Here is a 14,974-nt window from a genome sequence, read left to right as displayed (position 1 = left end):
TTGAATTTTATAAAGTATTTGCACTAGGCAGGACGCGTTAATGACCTAATAAATGAAAACAACCTGATTCTAGCACATGATAAAAAAGAGACTAAGAACAAGTCCCAGTCTTTTTACTTACTTGAAATAATTACCAAGGCCAGCGCAATCAACATCCAGCAAAAGACGAGAATAGCGGTTAATCGCTGCATAACAGCCTCAAAACCACGCGCCTTTGTCCGTTCAAAGAGAGCTCCTGAACTCGCATCAAACACATTACTTGATTGATTTTTAGCTGGTTGCATAAAGATAGCGATAATAATAATAGCAGATAAAATTAAAAGAATGGTTAATAAAACGTTATACATAATTGTTCTCTTTCTTTAATAACTCCCAACAGTATACCACAAAATCTACTTGGTTTCAACATGTAGTGTCACTTTTCTCTCTTTTGGACAGTATTTTAGGACTTCAATCTTTTGTGGATGGGTCTTGCTATTTTTGCTGGTCAGATAATTTTTACTACCACATTCTGAACATTGTAAATTGATTTTAATTCTCACTAAATTTCCCTGACTTTCAAGTAATTTCTAAAACTATAGAGCGACCAGATGAGATTGACCAGCACTAAGCTACAGGTCACATAGAATACCCAACGATAACCTAGATACGTTGCCACACCTGACCCCAGCATTGGTCCCAAAACAGAACCCATGTACATAAAGGTTTGATTGAAAGAAAAAATCCGTGAAATCCCTTCTTTGGGGGTTAATTTCGCCAGTAAGGAATTGACAGACGGCAAAAGCGCTCCTGTTCCAAAACCATAGAAAAAGCGGAAAATTCCTAATTGCAAGGGAGTTGTCGCATGGGCATTGAGCCAATTCATGATGAAACTGTATAGCAGAGCCATGAGCAAGAGACGGTGATTTCCAATCTTATCGCCCAATTTTCCAAGCTGCGGTGAGCTGACCATCGAAGAAACACCCAGTACCGAAATAATCACCCCAGATACAAATAAGAGGTTTTCCGTTTGGCCCAAATACCGAATGTAAAGTGTCAAGATTGGCACGACCGACTGGGCTGCCATTTGAATAATCATACTGGTGACAAATAAGCTCAGCACAATCTGCTTGTCCCTAATCTGGTGAAAGACTTCGCCTAGGCTCATCTCCTCACCTGCCTTAATCGGTGTAAAATCTTCCTTGATATAGAAATAGGTCACAATCGTCACGAGAAAGAGTAAGAAACCTACAATCAGAAAAACCAAGCGCATACCGACTACTTCTGCCAGGAAACCACCGAGCATTGGACCAATTAAGGTTCCTGCCACTAAACCTGTTGACAAGGTACCAAGAGCGTAACCTGTCTTTTCTTTAGGGACTTGACTGGCAATCAAGGCAGTTGAATTGGGCACATATCCTGCAAACATTCCTGTTAGTATTCGCAAGAGAATGAGCCAAAACACATTGTTGATAAAGGCCAAACCTCCCATGCTAATGACCATGACGGCACTAGCCCGTACCATCATTGGTTTACGCCCATACCGGTCAGCCAAACTCCCCCAAATCGGAGACATGATTGCTGAGGCCAAGGCTGTTGTTGATACTGCCAGACCTGCATAAAATTCTACCTGATTTTTCGGGGCTCCCAATTCTTCGACAAATACGGAAATAAAGGGCATAACCATCGAAATACTTGATCCAACAAAAAAATTTCCTACCCAAGCAATTTTTAGATTTTGCTTCCAAACATCCTGACTTAAAATAAAATCATCTTCTTTCTATACGCTGTAAAAGCTGGTCAACTTGTGCATAAGTTGCAAGCCTTTCTCCACCATTATCAATCTGATACGGTGTCCGCTTTTTCTTTTCTTCAAGAGGCATTTGTGCGGCTAAACGCTCCTTTGCTGCCCCTAGACTGAGCTGATTTCGCTCCATTAACCGTTCTAATTGTAGCTCTGGTGCCAGTACGACAAGCCAAATCTCATCGACTACTTCTTCATAGCCCAATTCAAAGAGCAAGGGAATGTCCATGAACAGCACATCTGTCATTTCAGCCAATCGATCGCGTTCTTTCACCAGTTCCTGTCGAATAACTCCATCTTGCAGCTGAGAAAGTCGTTCTCTGACTTTTTTTTGCCCAAAAACCAGCTCTCCTAATCGCTCTCGGTTAAGTTTGCCATCGGCTGCTACAATGCCTGTTCCAAATTCTTCGACTAAAACCTGATAGAGTTTCCCACCTTTTTCTTGCAACTGGTGAACGACTTGGTCCGCATCAATGACCTGATAGCCACGTTTTCGCAAATAAGCTGTCACTGTGGATTTCCCCGAAGCAATACCACCTGTTAATCCAATCACTCTCGTCATGGCGCGACCTGACACTTGGGACAAATATGCGTTCCACGACCAGATAACTGGAATTTCATCATCTCTGTCTGACAACGCGGACACTCTTGTCCCTGCTTTCCATAAACTTGTAGATAATCTTGCATAGTCCCATCCATTCCAAGGGCATTTTTATAGGTTCGAATGGTCGAGCCACCTTTTTCAACCCCTAGTTGCAATACGGCGATAATCGCTTGGTGCAAGGCCTTGCTTTCTTTGGTTGAGAGACTTTGGCTAGTTCTTACAGGATGAATGCCTGCTTGAAACAAGGCTTCGTCCACATAGATATTGCCCAGCCCTACCACCAAGGTCTGATCCAGCAAGTGGGCTTTAATAGGCTTTTTCGATTTGGCGAGTTGAACGGTAAATCGCTCATAGTCGAAATCTTCTGCGGTCGGCTCTGGCCCTAACTTTTTCGAGAGAAAATAATCCTCAACTTGTTCTCTTGTTAGCAACTCAAGAGTTCCAAACTTCCGCACATCTTGATAGACCAAGTGACTGCCATCTGTAAAGGTGAAAAAGGCATGAAAATGCTTATTTTCTGGTACTTGATCAGGAAAGTAATTGTACTTACCTTCCATCCGCAAATGGGAAATAAGCACGAAATCTGTCAAGTAAAGCAAAAGATACTTCCCGCGACGCTTGACCTCGCAAATCTCCTGTCCAACCAAGACTTCACGCAAAACATCTGCCCCCGTCAACACCATACGAGGATAGGTGATCTCTACTTTCTGAATTCTTTTTCCAACAACCAGTTTTTCAAGTCCCTTGCGAACGGTTTCAACCTCTGGTAATTCTGGCATGATTAAGATACAAAGGGCGTAAGCGGACATAGCCAAATCTATCAATAACACCTACTTTAGGTAAGTTGTAACTTTTTGACACCGTCCGCAACTAGTATTTCATTTCGAACACCAGCTTCCCTATCCTTTCTTCATTATTTTTTATATAAAGAGCAAGCTTAGCCTAATCCTTCGACTTACCTCTTGTATAGAACCGCTTCTAATCCACGTTCAAGATATAATGAACCGTTCGACTTACTTCACAAAAGCCGTTTCTGTGATGAAATACTTGGCTAAGCTCATTTTCTAAGGAACAATCGGAAGCTAATTGTAGACAATCCTGGTCTTTCGCCCATTGTTTGGCAAAGGCAAGCAATTCTCGTGCGATGCCTTGTTGCCTCGCTTCTGGGAGAACGGCAATCCCCTCTAAATAGGCAGTTGGAAGACTAGCACACCCTTCCACATATTCTTTGCGAATAGAAAGACTTAATCAGGCAAGAGCCTTTCCTCCACGCCAGTAGAGAAATTCATAGGGAAATGGATTGCTTAAAAAGCCTGTCCGTAACTTCTCTCTATCGCTAGACCAGATTTGTTTTGCAAAACCTAGCCAGATTTCGACTTCATTTGGCTCAACCAATCGAATCTTTCCACACATTCCTAACACTTCACTCCTTACAATCAGCACAAAAAGTCAACGGGCTATGCTTTGCTGCCCGTTTCTTCAATCATTTTTCATCACGGAAAAACTCATTAATACTCTTTTTGATTATAGCCAAAGTCCGCCAAGTCTAGCTTTTTATCCCGCCAATTTTTCTTGACCTTGACCCAGGTTTCTAAGAAGACCTTATCACCCAACATTAACTCGATGTCACGGCGAGCCATGGAGCCAATTTTCTTGAGCATAGCTCCACCTTTTCCGATGACAATGCCTTTTTGGCTATCACGTTCGACCATAATGGTTGCTCGAATGTGAATCTTATCCGTCTCCTCATCTCGCTTCATACTATCAATGACAACAGCTACTGAATGCGGAATCTCTTCACGGGTCAAATGAAGCACCTTCTCCCGAATCATCTCAGACACCAAAAAGCGCTCTGGATGATCCGTAATCTGATCAGCTGGGAAATACTGGAAACCTTCGTCTAGATTATCCTTTAAGATTTCCATAAGTCGATTGACGTTATTTCCTTGGGTCGCAGAAATTGGGACGATTTCCTTAAAGTCCATCTGCGTTCGAAAATCATCAATCTGCTCCAAGAGCTGATCCGGATGCACCTTATCAATCTTATTCACCACTAAAATAACAGGTACTTTAGCAGATTTGAGGCGCTCCATAATCATATCATCACCCTTACCACGTGGCTCATCGGCTGGCACCATAAAAAGTACCGTATCCACCTCGCGAAGAGTACTGTAGGCAGACTCCACCATAAAATCACCCAAGGCTGTCTTGGGCTTATGGATACCGGGCGTATCAATAAAGACAATCTGCTCTGTCTCTGTCGTGTAAATCCCCATAATTTTATTGCGCGTCGTCTGCGCCTTGTCACTCATAATAGCAATTTTTTGTCCCATTACGTAGTTGAGAAAAGTTGATTTCCCAACATTTGGACGTCCTAAAATAGCTACAAAACCTGATTTAAATGTCATTTCTACCCCTTAAAATATCACATTCCAAATTTTTGGAAGAAAGATAATCAGCCCCGTCAATAAAGCAAAAGCTGATACAAACAAAACCGCCCCTGCTGCCATATCCTTGGCATTTTTTGCTAGCATGGAGAAATGGTAGCTTGACGCCAAATCAACAACATTTTCAATCGCAGAATTGACAATTTCAAAAGCAATCACCAAGCTAATACTCAGGAGCAAAAACAGCCACTCGGTTGTTGAAACACGAAAAATCAAACCAGCTATCACGACTAAAATCGCAGATACCAGATGCTTTCGCATGTTTCGTTCTTCCTTAAAAGCCGTAAAAAGACCTGTCACCGCAAACTCAAGGCTAGCAACCAGATCTTTATTTTTCCATTTTTTTTGTGGATTATTCTCGTGTAAGTCCATAAGCTGTCAGTATTTCTTCTTGTAAACCAAACATTTCTGCTTCTTCTTCCGGCGTATAATGGTCATAACCGTTAATGTGCAGAAAACCATGCACAGCTAAAAAGCCCATTTCACGTTCAAAACTATGACCATAGTCTTTTGCTTGTTCATGCGCCTTATCAATGGAGATATACAACTCACCGATGTAGGCATCAAAATCCGCTAGCATCTCGCTCAATTCTGGATTCTCAAGCAAATCTTCCTCATCAAAGACAATCTCGGTCTCTGGCTTATACTCCAAACTCACTACATCTGTCGGACGGTCGATGCCACGGTATTCCAAATTGACCTCATGAACACGCGCGTTATCAACAAAGGTAATAGCCATTTCCTTTTGCTCTTTACCAATCTTTTGAGCCGCAAACTCCAACAAGTCTCGAATCTGTTGCTGCATTTCCTCTGTCACTTGTTTTGTTTCATCCACCATTTCAATATACATGTTTCACCACACTTCTTTCTCTATTTATTATATCACAAAGCCAGAAGAAAGGAAAAAGTGCTAGCCTATCTTCTCTAAGAAGAATTTTAGCAAGCCGATTTGTCTGATGGCTATTCCAATCAAGATCCCTACGCTATTTAGCACAATATCTCCTGTATCACAAATCCCAAAGCTAAAGACATACTGGGCGATTTCAACTCCTATCACGCCAGCAACTGCGACTAAAAATTGTTTTTTCCTTGTAACGAGTGTCCCTAGAGGAATAAACATGACAAGATTCATCAAAGGAACGAAGATATTTCCAGCTTGTATATCTTGTAGTGTTTCCATCGGATTCAAGACAAGCCCTTTAATCCCCATGCTTTTGAAAACCAGTAGGAAAGCTAAACAAGCAAAATAAATGGCATATAGCACTAGAATCATTTTCCTGTCTACGTGCTTCCGATAGAAAAAGCTCATAAAAACAAATACACTATAGCTCATGACGAGAATGACCAGCAATGGTCCCACAAAATCAATCTCAGGCATACGCACTACCATCCGAAGATAATATTGAAAATAAAGATAGTGCATAAAGACGTAGCGACACACGAAAAAAGAAAGCAGGGCATTCATACTATCTAACAGGAGGTACTTCTTATTCATTGGCTTTTCCTTGCTGCTCTGCCTCAAACTGGGTAACTGAGTGACTGACTAATTGCTCAATCACACCGAGCAGTTCTTCCCGCTCCTCCACCACCGCATCTGCTTGATAGGGACTTTGGGGCTGTTTCCGTTTCCGGTGATTGAGCCAAATGGCTTTCCAACCTGCAGCTTTTGCACCGGCAACATCATTTTCAAAGGAATCACCAACATAGCACATGTCCTCAGGTAAGAGTTGCATCTTCTCTACCATTAGGTCAAAAATCTCCTTAGAAGGCTTGGTTACTCCCACTTGACCAGAAATAATAGTCACATACTCTGAAATCCAATTGGTCATTTCTAAGGATTGCAACTTGCGCAGTTGATGAAGATGTGGGCCATTGGTAATAATCCCCAGACGAATCTTGTTCTGACGACAATAGTCAAAAATAGCTGGAAATTCTGGACTAAGCGATAGCTTCCCTTGGTTTTCTTGGTACTCTTGCTGAATAGTGAGCGCCAATTCATCTGAAACTGCATAGCCAACATCAGCCAAAGCTCGCTTCATTCGGTAAATATGGCTACTTTCGAGTGTGATATCGCCTGCTGTCGCGGCTTCAAAAACCTCATCTGCATACAGTCTAAAGGCTATATATAAGTCACCCATTTGCTCATCTTGGACAGGTAGATGTGCCTGAACCGCCCGCTGAAAAGGCTCTTCCTGATTATACAAGGTATCATCCAAATCAAAAATCAATGCTTTCATACTTCTATTCTAGCAAAAATCCTGATTTATTGCTGAAACGAGGCTAATCTCTCCCTATCTTTTCCTACCTCCATACTCCGTTCAATGATAAAAATGATAGCAAATATAGTGAATTGAGAAAGGAATAGGACAAGGCAAGGAGCTGCAGATAGAGCTGGCGTTAATTGAGGATTACTCCATAATCCCTATTTCCAACCTTCAACAGTCTACTGGACTATTGAAGTAAAGCGACTTATACTCGTCAAAAATCAAAGTCTGACGTCGTTAACTCACCTTGCTGAACTTCAGTTCTAGCTACGATTTCGTTGCCTAGTCAGATTTTGATTTTTATAGAGTATAACGATGTCCTAATCTTTATTCAATTCACTATAAAAGGCCTGGAATCGCTGTCCCGGCCCTCATATTGTGTTACGCATTTTCCCCTACTTCTACCTTATTTGCTGCAATAACAAATGGTGTCCAGATAAGGAAAGCAACAAAGACATTAAAGAGTGAAATAGCACCTGCTAAGAGATTTCCCCCTGTTGCAAGGAAGGCATAAAGTCCTGGAGGAGTAATCCATGGAATAGATACATAAACTGAAGGAATCAAGCCTAGAGCTGTTGCTGTATAAGCAATTCCACAACAGATTGGTGGTACGATAAGCCATGGAATAATGAAGAGTGGATTTAAGACCATTGGAATCCCAAAGGTGATTGGTTCATTGATATTAAAGACACCCATCGGTGCAGACAATTTTGCAACTGCACGGTATTCTTGGCGTTTTGAAAATAGGAAGACTGCGATAATGAAGGCAATGGTCACTCCTGAACCACCCATTTGCCCATAAGCATCAAATGACCCACGAGTCCAAATATATGGAAGGGTTTTACCAGCTTCATGCGCTGCTGTATTTTCGAGCAAAGCAGGTAGGTAAATACCGTCCAAAACAGGACCCAATACATTGTGGCCATGAAGTCCGAAGAACCAGAATAATTGAACCAAGAAAGAAAGTAAGATAACACTGAACCAGCCTTGTGATAATCCAAGTAATGGTTTTTGAATATAGGTTGATACTAAATCATTTAAGGGTTGACCAGATAATTGCATCGCCATGAAGCCGATGAAAGCAGATACATATATCGCTACAATCCCTGGAATCATAGAAGCAAAGGCCTTATTAACAGCTGGTGGAACCGTATCTGGCATCTTAATCGTAATTTTCTTTTTCATCAAGAAGCAGTAAATTTCTGCTGAAAGAAGACCGATAATCATCGCTGTAAACAAGCCCGTAGCTCCAGCATAGGCTACCTTAATTGCTCCCCAATCTGATGTTTCCAAACCACTTTCAGAAATAGTCAAACCAAAATCAGCTAAGGCTTTAACAATTGATTTATCTAAGCCTGCCACATCTGTTACAATGGTCATTGTTTGTGGAATGGTTGAGATAAAAGCTGCAAAAGAAACCAGACCACCGGCAATAGGATTCAATTTTTCATGTTGTGCTCGGTTGTAGCCAAGAGCAAAGACAAAGGCTAGCGCCATAATGGCAATTGTACCAAAATACACACAACCATTTAAGGTAATAAGTGGCTGCATAGACTCTGCAAAACCAGTATTTCCCATGCTATTTGGAATATCACGTACTAAGACATTGATTAAAACAGCAATTGCTCCTGCCATGGTGAGTGGAAACATAGCAAGAAATGCATCCCGTATGGCAACCAAGTGCTTTTGCGATCCTAGTTTGCCAGAAATTTTCATAAATGTGTCCATTTAAGGAACCTCCTTTTTTATTGCAAATTCTGCAAATTTTTTAATTTGAAGAAGCATCCGCTTCTCTAAACTCCTTCTCATAAGAGGCAACAATAGCTTGTAATTAAGCTGATTAAAGCGCCCCTCTGGTAGATAATCCTCTGAATAGCAAATCTCTACCTCATCCTGTCCTAAAGAGCGTAATTGATAGGTCAAAAATTGCACACCACGATTAGATTGAATAGCGACAGCATAAGACTGATTTTCAACCAACTGTTGCAAGGTAACCTTAACAGATTGCTCTCTTTTCTTACCAAATCGCTTGACGAAACTCAAGCCCTCTCTTATCTCAGACAGTGGAATCGTTTGTCCCGTTGCTCCTTGATAGTCGGCCTGAAACAGTTCTAAACAGAGCTGATAGTATAACTCAGGCTGGCCAGTAACTGTCAAACGTGCTTCCATTTACTATCCTCCCATATCTTCTATTCGGCGGTAAAGGTCAACCGTCTCCTTGGCCATATCCAAAAATGTAATAGCATTCATGAGATGATCCTGTCCATGCACCATTAGAAGGGAAACTTCTACCGACTGACCGGATGCTTCCTCTGATAACAAAGCTGTTTGAGATTTATGCGCAATGCTCAAGGATTGATTTGCTTTTTCAAGAAAGGCTGCTGCTTCTTCAAAATCGCCTTTCTTCGCAGACCGAATCGCTTTAACGGCATTTCCCTTGGCATCGCCTCCATGCATAATCAGCCCCATGATTGCTTCAAGATTTACTGGTTCTACCATTGTTAATCTCCTAGTAACTTCAAGGCAAAGTCTAAGACGTTGGCCCCATTCATTGTTCCGTAATCTACCATATTGATGTCGCCTACTTTGATTGCAGGCTCATAATTTTCCTTGTACTCATCCAACATAAATTTGACCTGAGGTCCGACTAGCAAGGCATCAATTGATTTATTCGCTACTTCATCAGCAACCTCTGAGACAGGAACAGCCCAAATAGTTGTTTCAATTCCCTTATCGGCTGCAGATTTCAACATCTTGGTCACTAACATACTAGTAGACATACCAGCATTACATACTAACATAATATTTTTCATTCTAATTCCTCCTTCCCTATAATAAAGGGCGTACTACTGTTATAAAATTTTCTAGTGTTGGTTTGCTCAACAATTCTTTATGTAGCTCTGGACAGTGGACAAAACTAACCAAGGCTGGAGTTAGTACCTTCATCCGCTCATTTTTTCCTTTTGAAGGCGAAAGAAGGAAGATAAACTGTACCTTTTCATGTTCTTTGTCCCACTTTACGGGTTCTTGACAAATCGCTACTACTACTTGTTCCATCAAAGATAGAGCTTTTGCTGGATGTGGAAAGGCTAGAACTTCATCATAGACAATCGAACTCAGATTTTCACGGACAGCAATTTGCTTACGGAAATCCAACTGAAATGGCTGATTTTCTGCTTCATCCAAACGTTGTATCATTTCTGACAAAATCGTTTCTTTATCAACTGCCTTGTCAAAGTATAAAAATTGATGTTCCTGAAAGAGTTGTGTGATATCTAATGACTGCTGATTTTGCCTCGGTTCACTCGTATGAACCAGACCAGAGTCACTACTCGTCCATGCTTTTTTCGCCATATGAGCACGAATACGCGCAATATCTCGTGACTGCAAGAGGACATTTACTCTAACAACTGGAACGAGAAAGACCAAATTTCCTAAATCGACTGAGGAAATGATAAAATCAATTCCTTTTAGCTTGTGTTCAGACAAGTCAAGGTAGCTAGCAACTTCTACAATCTCCAACTCCTGGGGGAATTCCTTTTCCAATCGACTCTGTAACATCCGTGCACTTCCATAGCCACTCGCGCAAACCACCAAAACACGGTGGTGATTTTGGGTGCTCATTTTTTCTAAAGAGGCCAAGATATGCAGACTAATATAGGCATACTCATCATCAGTAATCTGGTGATGCTGCAATAGAGGCATTCTTGAAAAATGCTGCTTCACAGCTTCAAATACAAGTGGATATTGCCTGATAATATCTTCTTTTAAAGGATTAAGCAGTTGAATATGATTATCTAGTCGGTGCACAAGAGGAACAAAGTGAGCTTTTAGCGACTCTAGCAGATGTCCATCGGTTTGCAATGGCACCTGTAATTCTTGCCCCAGTTCTTCCAATTGATGAGTAAGCTGAGTCGCTAGATCATCTGTTTTCTGAGGAATTTCCTGCTCCTCAGTATCTTTTATACTCCCCCTATGGAGATGAATGGAGATATATTCTGCCTCTTTCTCTGGAAAGACCAAGGCAAAACTTTCAGACAGACGATGTAACATTCTTTGTGCGACCTGATACTCGCGACTATCTCCTAGCTGCTCACCGGACACAATCTTAATCTCTTTTCCTAGATGAATCCGACGAATCATCAAGGCTAAATGAACTACTAAATTATGAAGAATAAAATCTGGCAAATGTAGCTGGGCATTGCGACATTCGTCAATCACCACCATGATAATCTCTGAAAAATGGCTTTCCTCCAATAATTCATCATGTATCAATGAAAAAACTGACTGCTGAAAACTATCTAAAAAGAAATAATCTTTGATGAAATGGCGAATCGCACCTTCCTTCCCGACAATCCGAATACCCTTACGACCCGTCTGAACCTTAATGCCATATGGTAGAACCAAGTCCTTAATATCATGAAGCAGTTGCGCAATACTCGTTTTACTCAGATATAATTCCTGCGATAGGTCAGAAATAGTTGGACAGTCATCCTCCAAAAAGAGTTTGTGAATAATATAGTGCCGCCTATCAATCGATTCTTCTAATTGGGTGACTTCCTTGATAAACCGATCTGCTTTCTGCACTTCTTGCCAATACAATTGAAAGGCTTCCTCATCTGTAAAGGAAAGCAAGTAACCATAGCCTGACTTAGACGTTAAAACAGCTCCGTGACGACCTATCTTATCTTCAATCAGCCCCAAATACTTTCGAATGGTTCGATCACTCATCCCTATTGCTGCTGCAATTTTTTGACTTGAAAGGTAGCTAGTTTGGTGCTGCAGCAAAACGTCCACAATTGCTGCTTCTTTTTTTGTTAGCATTTCTCACCTCCTACCCTTGAAAACCCTTTCCTAATTCTATTGTAACAAATAGTTGAGAAGTTGTTACACTTCTTTTTTCCGTAATGCTAGTGAAGTTTGTACTCACTAATTTCTAACAGATAGAAACAAGTAACGAAATAGGATTCGTTCAAGTCTTTAAAGGGGATTGATCTCTTCTACCAGTCGAAAGGCTTGCCAAGGTTGCAGATAATCTAAAATCAGCAAACTCCAAGGTGTCAGTTGGGCGACGATGTTTGTCTTATCCGTCATGGTAAAGGACTTAAGAGCGATTTGCACTTCTCCCTTATAGCGCGAGTAAGCATCATTATCTATCACAATGGTTCCGCGGGTAACTGCTTTTGATTGAAGTCGCGCAGGAACAGTCGCTTCTTGATATTGGACACGTGGTTCAGTTGAGCGAATAACAAAATCAGATACATCTCCCCGATAGCGATGAGGAAAAGCTAGGACTTTCTGTTCTATATCTGTTAACTCCACCAAGGGCTCATAGGTTAGCCCAACGCTGTCCTGTCCCAATACCTCCACCAAACTTGCCAATTCTGTTTCTGCTATGAATTGATTAGAAATTAGAACCGTATCAAACAAGCCAGTTGCTTTCATCACTTCTGCCTGAACAGTTAGTGGAGCATGACGGATTTCTTCTAAAGTTGGAAGACCTTCTGTAACAGGCCACGGTCCTTCTAAGGCCGTATTCGAACTCAAAAAGACTGCTGTTTCGATACCTCTCTCATGGTAAAAACGTGACATCTCCAAGAAATGTGAGCGAGATAGACCAGTAAATTCATGAGGATAAAAGTTATGACAGGCAATGATATTACTCAAATCGGCACCGGCTGCTATTAAGTCTGTCAAAAGCCGCTTATCAGTACTCATATTGAGCTCGATTTTAATGCCGTAAGAATGATGGGTCAAGGTCACCATATCAGCTAATGGTAAGGCCTCATCAAGTCTTAGGCCTGCTAGTCCAAATTCACGACACTTTTCAATCAGACAATCTTGCCAACCATTTGCTTCCAAAAAAGCTGGGCTGACATCCGCAATCACTCGAATCCCCTGCTGATTTGCATAGGCAATAATGGCTTGATAAAGCTGACCATAATCGTCTATTCCATCTGACAATTGCAGAAGGCTCATAAAGAGTCGCTTCGCTCCATATCTAGCTAGTAGGTCAATATAATCAAGGGAATGCTTGAGGTCATATTTTTCTGGATAGAGTGAAAAGCCAAGTGTTAGCATAAAACCTCCTAGCGTTCAAAACCATTGTTCTCACTTAGTTTTTTGAACCAATGACCTGATTTTTTGATGATTCGTTCTTGCGTTTCCAAATTCAACTCAATCAGACCATAGCGATTTTTATAAGCATTGAGCCAAGACCAGCAATCGATAAAGGTCCACAGCAGATAACCTTTACAGTTCGCCCCTTCTTCAATCGCCTTGTGGAGTTCTATCAAATGATCTTCGATAAAGGCAATGCGATAATCGTCTTGGATGACACCCTGCTTGCGGAATTTATCCTCGCCTTCTACACCCATACCATTTTCTGTCACTAGCCACTCGATATTCCCGTACTGTTCCTTGAGATTTATCCCAATATCATAAATCCCTTTTTCATAAATTTCCCAACCCCGATGTGGATTGATTTTCTTACCAGGCATATCATAGGGTTCAAAATAGTAATGCGGTGTTAGTGGCTCATCAGGACTTGGTTGCTTGCTTCTTGCCTGCACCCGAATCGGCTGGTAGTAGTTCACACCCAAAAAGTCTACTGTATTTTCTTTGATGATGCGCAATTCCTCTTCCGTTGCCGGAGGTAAAATAGCATGCCTTTTTAAAATATCCACCAATTCAGCCGGGTAACTACCTAAGACAGACGGATCAAGAAAACTCTTCATTTGGAATAACTCCGCAATCCGAGCCGCATCTTGGTCCTCTTTACTATCACTGCGTGGATAGGCCGGAGTCAAATTTAAGACAATGCAAATCCGGTGTTCTGGATGTAATTCATGACAGGCCTTGACCGCTAGGGAACTTGCTAATTGCGTATGGTAAGCCACCAAAGCTGCAGCTTTCGCATCAATCACTCCAGGAAGATGATAATCACCTAAATAACCACATTCAACAGGCACAATCGGCTCATTAAAGGTAATCCAAGTGTCTACAATATCCCCAAATAAGTCAAAACATGTTCTCGCATACCGCTCGTAAGCATAAACGGTTTCCTTATTTTCCCAGCCTCCTTTTTCTTGTAAGGCATATGGCAAATCAAAATGATAGAGATTGACAATCAGCTTGATTCCTTGGGCTACAATGCCTTGAAAAACCTGACGATAAAAGGCAACAGCTTTTTCATTGACCTGACCGACCCCGTCTGCCATTAAACGTGACCACTGAATAGAGGTCCGAAAAACGGTATGCCCTGTTTCTTTCAAGAGCTGAATATCTTCTTGGTAATGCTGATAAAAGGTCGAGGTTTGTTCAGGACCAACCTGATCAAAAAAACGTTCTGGCTCCTGTTGATACCAAGCATCCCAATTACTTCTCGTCTTGCCGTCTCCTGCCACAATCCCTTCGCTCTGTGGTCCAGATGTCGAACTACCCCACAAAAAACCTTCTGGGAAACGATACACTTTTTTTTCTGACATAACTTCTCCTTTTAATAGCCTCTTTGTTTTGTTTACACTCTATTAACATCATCATTCGTCTTACTTTCTAAAGTAAGACGAATGAAAAATCTACTAGATTAAAACTGAAAGACTATTCCTATTTTTAATTCTAGTATAATCCCAGCAGAATTTATTGTAAATGCTTTCAAACAAGATGTTTTTCCACATTCTTAAGGAAAAGTAAAAAATAAAACGAGGCTGGGACAAAAGTCCCTAACCTCATTATTTTTGTAGATTTAACCGTTTAGCGCATATCAATCGTCAGGGGAGTGACGATTGATACCTGAGCTTAGAAATCAAAAAGCGAGGATTATCTGGTTTGTAAAACGTCAATCAATCAACATTCTAGTAGAAGAGGCTAGCGAACA

19 protein-coding genes are annotated in these 14,974 nt (G+C 41.3%); all 19 read right to left on the bottom strand.

The window, feature by feature from the left end; genetic code table 11:
• Positions 1–113: 113 nt before the first annotated feature.
• Positions 114–347 (bottom strand): preprotein translocase subunit SecG, encoded by a 234-nt coding sequence (secG, locus tag A4H00_RS06955; RefSeq protein WP_067088520.1) that lies wholly within the window; start codon positions 345–347, stop codon positions 114–116.
• A gap of 45 nt (positions 348–392) precedes the next feature.
• Positions 393–542: a 50S ribosomal protein L33 gene (gene rpmG, locus A4H00_RS11490; RefSeq protein WP_082815604.1), complete on the bottom strand. Its 150-nt coding sequence runs from the start codon at positions 540–542 to the stop codon at positions 393–395.
• Positions 542–1,744 carry a multidrug efflux MFS transporter gene (locus A4H00_RS06950; protein ID WP_257721995.1) on the bottom strand — a complete coding sequence of 401 codons (1,203 nt, stop codon included), beginning with the start codon at positions 1,742–1,744 and terminating at the stop codon, positions 542–544. Before A4H00_RS06950 ends, rpmG begins: the two co-directional genes overlap by 1 nt.
• 4 nt (positions 1,745–1,748) lie before the next feature.
• The gene (coaE, locus tag A4H00_RS06945) at positions 1,749–2,345 is read right to left on the bottom strand and encodes a dephospho-CoA kinase (protein WP_067088518.1); all 597 of its coding nucleotides are present in this window, start codon (positions 2,343–2,345) and stop codon (positions 1,749–1,751) included.
• A complete protein-coding gene (gene mutM, locus A4H00_RS06940; protein ID WP_067091533.1) occupies positions 2,342–3,166 on the bottom strand; it encodes a DNA-formamidopyrimidine glycosylase in 825 nt (274 codons plus the stop codon). Before mutM ends, coaE begins: the two co-directional genes overlap by 4 nt.
• 199 nt (positions 3,167–3,365) lie before the next feature.
• Positions 3,366–3,608 (bottom strand): GNAT family N-acetyltransferase, encoded by a 243-nt coding sequence (locus A4H00_RS12355; RefSeq protein WP_335339453.1) that lies wholly within the window; start codon positions 3,606–3,608, stop codon positions 3,366–3,368.
• A gap of 27 nt (positions 3,609–3,635) precedes the next feature.
• Positions 3,636–3,800, bottom strand: coding sequence for a hypothetical protein (locus tag A4H00_RS12350; protein WP_335339452.1), 165 nt, complete (start codon positions 3,798–3,800; stop codon positions 3,636–3,638).
• A 95-nt stretch (positions 3,801–3,895) separates the two neighbouring features.
• Entirely contained in the window at positions 3,896–4,795 is a 900-nt protein-coding gene (gene era / locus A4H00_RS06930; protein ID WP_067088516.1) for a GTPase Era, read from the bottom strand.
• 9 nt (positions 4,796–4,804) lie between these two features.
• Positions 4,805–5,206 (bottom strand): diacylglycerol kinase family protein, encoded by a 402-nt coding sequence (locus tag A4H00_RS06925; protein WP_067088514.1) that lies wholly within the window; start codon positions 5,204–5,206, stop codon positions 4,805–4,807.
• Positions 5,187–5,684 (bottom strand): rRNA maturation RNase YbeY, encoded by a 498-nt coding sequence (gene ybeY / locus A4H00_RS06920; protein ID WP_067088512.1) that lies wholly within the window; start codon positions 5,682–5,684, stop codon positions 5,187–5,189. Before ybeY ends, A4H00_RS06925 begins: the two co-directional genes overlap by 20 nt.
• A 60-nt stretch (positions 5,685–5,744) precedes the next feature.
• Entirely contained in the window at positions 5,745–6,329 is a 585-nt protein-coding gene (locus tag A4H00_RS06915; RefSeq protein WP_067088510.1) for a VanZ family protein, read from the bottom strand.
• Positions 6,322–7,071: an HAD family hydrolase gene (locus tag A4H00_RS06910; protein WP_067088508.1), complete on the bottom strand. Its 750-nt coding sequence runs from the start codon at positions 7,069–7,071 to the stop codon at positions 6,322–6,324. Before A4H00_RS06910 ends, A4H00_RS06915 begins: the two co-directional genes overlap by 8 nt.
• Before the next feature lie 408 nt (positions 7,072–7,479).
• On the bottom strand, positions 7,480–8,826 hold the full coding sequence (locus tag A4H00_RS06905; RefSeq protein WP_067088506.1) for a PTS sugar transporter subunit IIC: 1,347 nt from the start codon (positions 8,824–8,826) through the stop codon (positions 7,480–7,482).
• Positions 8,827–9,267, bottom strand: coding sequence for a DUF3284 domain-containing protein (locus A4H00_RS06900; protein WP_067088503.1), 441 nt, complete (start codon positions 9,265–9,267; stop codon positions 8,827–8,829). It abuts the gene before it with no gap.
• Between the two features lie 3 nt (positions 9,268–9,270).
• Positions 9,271–9,597 (bottom strand): PTS lactose/cellobiose transporter subunit IIA, encoded by a 327-nt coding sequence (locus A4H00_RS06895; RefSeq protein ID WP_067088501.1) that lies wholly within the window; start codon positions 9,595–9,597, stop codon positions 9,271–9,273.
• Positions 9,598–9,599: 2 nt separating this feature from the next.
• Entirely contained in the window at positions 9,600–9,911 is a 312-nt protein-coding gene (locus A4H00_RS06890) for a PTS sugar transporter subunit IIB (RefSeq protein ID WP_067088500.1), read from the bottom strand.
• Positions 9,912–9,927: 16 nt separating this feature from the next.
• Entirely contained in the window at positions 9,928–11,922 is a 1,995-nt protein-coding gene (locus A4H00_RS06885) for a BglG family transcription antiterminator (protein WP_067088499.1), read from the bottom strand.
• 156 nt (positions 11,923–12,078) lie between these two features.
• Complete coding sequence (locus A4H00_RS06880; protein WP_067088498.1) at positions 12,079–13,179, bottom strand: DUF871 domain-containing protein; 1,101 nt, start codon at positions 13,177–13,179, stop codon at positions 12,079–12,081.
• A gap of 8 nt (positions 13,180–13,187) precedes the next feature.
• On the bottom strand, positions 13,188–14,585 hold the full coding sequence (locus A4H00_RS06875) for a glycoside hydrolase family 1 protein (protein WP_067088496.1): 1,398 nt from the start codon (positions 14,583–14,585) through the stop codon (positions 13,188–13,190).
• Positions 14,586–14,974: the final 389 nt, after the last annotated feature.

The sequence above is a fragment of the Streptococcus marmotae genome (assembly GCF_001623565.1).
Lineage (GTDB): Bacteria > Bacillota > Bacilli > Lactobacillales > Streptococcaceae > Streptococcus > Streptococcus marmotae.
Note: the sequence above shows the minus strand (reverse complement) of the source record. Positions and strands in the feature narration are given on the sequence as shown.

Coding starts and splice junctions, on each gene's coding strand:
- secG (WP_067088520.1), bottom strand. CDS start 347: ATGTATAACGTTTTATTAACCATTCTTTTAATTTTATCTGCTATTATT.
- coaE (WP_067088518.1), bottom strand. CDS start 2,345: ATGACGAGAGTGATTGGATTAACAGGTGGTATTGCTTCGGGGAAATCC.
- mutM (WP_067091533.1), bottom strand. CDS start 3,166: ATGCCAGAATTACCAGAGGTTGAAACCGTTCGCAAGGGACTTGAAAAA.
- A4H00_RS12350 (WP_335339452.1), bottom strand. CDS start 3,800: ATGTGTGGAAAGATTCGATTGGTTGAGCCAAATGAAGTCGAAATCTGG.
- era (WP_067088516.1), bottom strand. CDS start 4,795: ATGACATTTAAATCAGGTTTTGTAGCTATTTTAGGACGTCCAAATGTT.
- A4H00_RS06925 (WP_067088514.1), bottom strand. CDS start 5,206: ATGGACTTACACGAGAATAATCCACAAAAAAAATGGAAAAATAAAGAT.
- ybeY (WP_067088512.1), bottom strand. CDS start 5,684: ATGTATATTGAAATGGTGGATGAAACAAAACAAGTGACAGAGGAAATG.
- A4H00_RS06915 (WP_067088510.1), bottom strand. CDS start 6,329: ATGAATAAGAAGTACCTCCTGTTAGATAGTATGAATGCCCTGCTTTCT.
- A4H00_RS06910 (WP_067088508.1), bottom strand. CDS start 7,071: ATGAAAGCATTGATTTTTGATTTGGATGATACCTTGTATAATCAGGAA.
- A4H00_RS06905 (WP_067088506.1), bottom strand. CDS start 8,826: ATGGACACATTTATGAAAATTTCTGGCAAACTAGGATCGCAAAAGCAC.
- A4H00_RS06900 (WP_067088503.1), bottom strand. CDS start 9,267: ATGGAAGCACGTTTGACAGTTACTGGCCAGCCTGAGTTATACTATCAG.
- A4H00_RS06895 (WP_067088501.1), bottom strand. CDS start 9,597: ATGGTAGAACCAGTAAATCTTGAAGCAATCATGGGGCTGATTATGCAT.
- A4H00_RS06890 (WP_067088500.1), bottom strand. CDS start 9,911: ATGAAAAATATTATGTTAGTATGTAATGCTGGTATGTCTACTAGTATG.
- A4H00_RS06885 (WP_067088499.1), bottom strand. CDS start 11,922: ATGCTAACAAAAAAAGAAGCAGCAATTGTGGACGTTTTGCTGCAGCAC.
- A4H00_RS06880 (WP_067088498.1), bottom strand. CDS start 13,179: ATGCTAACACTTGGCTTTTCACTCTATCCAGAAAAATATGACCTCAAG.
- A4H00_RS06875 (WP_067088496.1), bottom strand. CDS start 14,585: ATGTCAGAAAAAAAAGTGTATCGTTTCCCAGAAGGTTTTTTGTGGGGT.